This is a genomic window from Cellulomonas citrea (assembly GCF_009829685.1).
GTDB lineage: Bacteria > Actinomycetota > Actinomycetes > Actinomycetales > Cellulomonadaceae > Cellulomonas > Cellulomonas citrea.
Genome location: NZ_VWSD01000249.1, coordinates 1 through 2528, shown reverse-complemented (window position 1 = coordinate 2528; position 2528 = coordinate 1). Strand labels below are relative to the sequence as shown.

The following is a 2528-nucleotide window of genomic DNA, read 5'->3' as shown; positions in this document are numbered from 1 at the left end:
GGCGACGGTCGCGTCCCACACCGCGCGGCCGCCCAGGGCCGCCCCCACGCCGGTCACCGCGGCGAGGCCGGCCGTGAGCACGGTGCGCCGGCTCGGCTCGGTCATGGGGTCGGCATGTCCATCCCGGGCATCGCGGACTGCGACGGTGAGCCCATGCCCGGCATGCTCGGCGCGTAGGTCTCGTTACCGCCGGTGAAGGTGCGTGCCTGGGCCGACATCGTGCACTCGGCGCCCGCCGTGGTGTGCAGCGTGACGGTGACGTCGTCGCCGACCTTGATGGGGGCGGTGACGCCCATGAACATCACGTGCTCGCCGCCGGGAGCCAGCGTGGTGGTCGCCCCCGGTTCGAGGACGAAGCCGCCGGCCTTGGGTCGCATGGTGGCGGCGCCGTCGGTGCCGGTGACGACCTCGTGCAGCTCGAGCATCGCGGCCGCCGGTGAGGTGGCCGAGTCGATGGTAACCGTCTGGTCGCTGGTGTTCTTCAGGGTCCCGAACGCTGCGGTCATCCCCGAGTCGGCGGCCTTGACCCAGGCGTCGGAGATGGTGAGCGGACACCCGCCGGTGGGGCTGGCGCTCGACGTCGAGCCTGACGTGCTCTGGCTGCAGCCGGCCAGTGCCAGCACTGCGACGACCCCTGCTGCTGCGACCTGCTGACGCATGGTTCTCCTTCGTCCTCGATGACGCCCAGAACTCTCCCACAACGGGAGGTGACCGATGGGCGCTTCAAGGGACGGAGGTCCCGACGAGCGCCGAGACGTCTTCGCCGTGAGCGAACCGGGCGCCGGGCGCGCCTCGGTCACCGCACCGGCCCTGCGACGAGGTTCGCCTCGAGCAGCAGGTCGCGGTCGCCCAGCACGACGTCGGGGGCAGCCTCGGCGAGCACGGTGTGGTCTTCGCCCAGCACGACCGCACGGTCGGCCAGGTCGGTGAGGTGCTCCAGGTCGTGGGTGGCCAGGACCAGCGTCTTGCCCGCCGCCCCGAGGGTCGTCATGAGGTCGCGCAGCCACGCGCTGCTGCGCGGGTCGAGCGCAGCGGTCGGTTCGTCGAAGAGCAGCACCTGCGGGTTCATCACGAGCACCGAGGCGATCGCGACCTTCTTCTTCTGCCCGCCGGAGAGCTGGTACGGGGTGCGGTCGGCCAGGTCGGCGATCTCCAGCAGGGCGAGCACGTCCTCGGTCCGGGCCGCCGTCTGCTCCCGGGACAGCCCGAGCTGCAGGCAGCCGAAGGCGACCTCCTCGCGCACCGTCGGGGAGAACACCTGGGTGTCGGCGTTCTGGAACACGAAGCCGACCCGGGACCGGAAGGCCGCGCTGGTCCGCTCGTCCTCGAGCGAGGACTCGGTGAGCGGCTCGCCGAACGCGTGCACCGTGCCCGAGGTGGGGAAGACGAGCCCGTCGAGCACCTTGAGCAGGGTGGACTTGCCGCACCCGTTGGCCCCGAGCAGGGCGAGGCGCTCGCCGGCGAGCACGTCGAGGCTCACCCCGGCCAGGGCGGGGAACCGGTCGAGGTAGGCGTAGCGCAGGTCGCGGCAGGCGAGGACGACCGCCCCGTGCGGGTCGGCTGGCACGGGCTCGGGGGCCGTGGGTTCAGCGGCCAAGGGCACCGTCCCCGACGAGCAGCGCGGCGACGGCGGCCAGCGCGACGGCGACGGCGAGCACATCGGCCGCGCGCAGCCGCTCGACCTGCATCGCATACGACCGGCCGCGGTAGCCGCGGGCGACCATCGCCTGGTGCACCTCGTCGGACAGGTGGTGCGCCTTGGCGACGAGCGCCCCGGCGGAGGCCCCGAGCAGCGCCCGGCCGGAGCCGTCGTGCCGGACCGAGGTGAGCGTGCGCGCCCGGCGGCTGGTGAGCATGTCGTCGACCGTGCCCGCCAGGACGACGACGTACCGGTAGGCCATCGCGATCACCATGACGACCATCCGCGGCACGCCGAGGTCGCCGAGCGCCGCGAGCAGCCGTACCCACCCGGTCGTGAGGGTGAGCAGCAGCACGGCGCTGATCGAGCACGCGACCCGGCCGAGCAGCAGCGCCGCGCTGGTCAGCCCCTGCCGGGTGAGCCCCTGCGGGGTCCCGTCCCAGGTCCACAGCGGGACGACGACGTCACCCGGGACGACCACCGACAGCGTGGCCGGTGCGACGACGACCGCGGTGAACGCCGGCACCGCCAGCCAGACCCGGCGCAGGTAGGTGAGCACCGGTACCCGGCTGGTCGCGGCGAGCGCCACGAAGCCGAGGTAGGCGACGGCCAGGGGCACCGGGGAGTGCACGAGCGCGAACCCGAGGAGCACGACGAGCAGTGCGACGAGCTTGGCCCGCGGGTCGAGGCGCTGCAGGAACCCGTCCGCCGACGCGTCGTCGGCGACCATGGCCTGCCGCAGCACGGACGACGTGCCGTCGAGCGTCCGGTCGACGAACGAGGTGCGCCGACGCCGACCGGGGGCGGGCAGGGTGAGCGGCTGCGGCGCGGTGAGCCAGGACGGGACGGGCGGTGCGGCCCGGGTGGCGGTGGGCACGCCGTCAGGTCG

General features: G+C 73.7%; 3 protein-coding genes. All 3 read right to left on the bottom strand.

Going from position 1 to position 2528, the window contains the following annotated elements:
* Positions 1-101: 101 nt before the first annotated feature.
* Complete coding sequence (locus F2B26_RS15745) at positions 102-659, bottom strand: copper chaperone PCu(A)C (RefSeq protein ID WP_159810962.1); 558 nt, start codon at positions 657-659, stop codon at positions 102-104.
* 137 nt (positions 660-796) lie between these two features.
* Positions 797-1597, bottom strand: coding sequence for an energy-coupling factor ABC transporter ATP-binding protein (locus F2B26_RS15740; protein WP_201292786.1), 801 nt, complete (start codon positions 1595-1597; stop codon positions 797-799).
* Positions 1587-2528: cobalt ECF transporter T component CbiQ (gene cbiQ / locus F2B26_RS15735; RefSeq protein WP_210766852.1), on the bottom strand; the 942-nt coding region annotated here is incomplete at its 5' end. The genes cbiQ and F2B26_RS15740, both read right to left, overlap by 11 nt.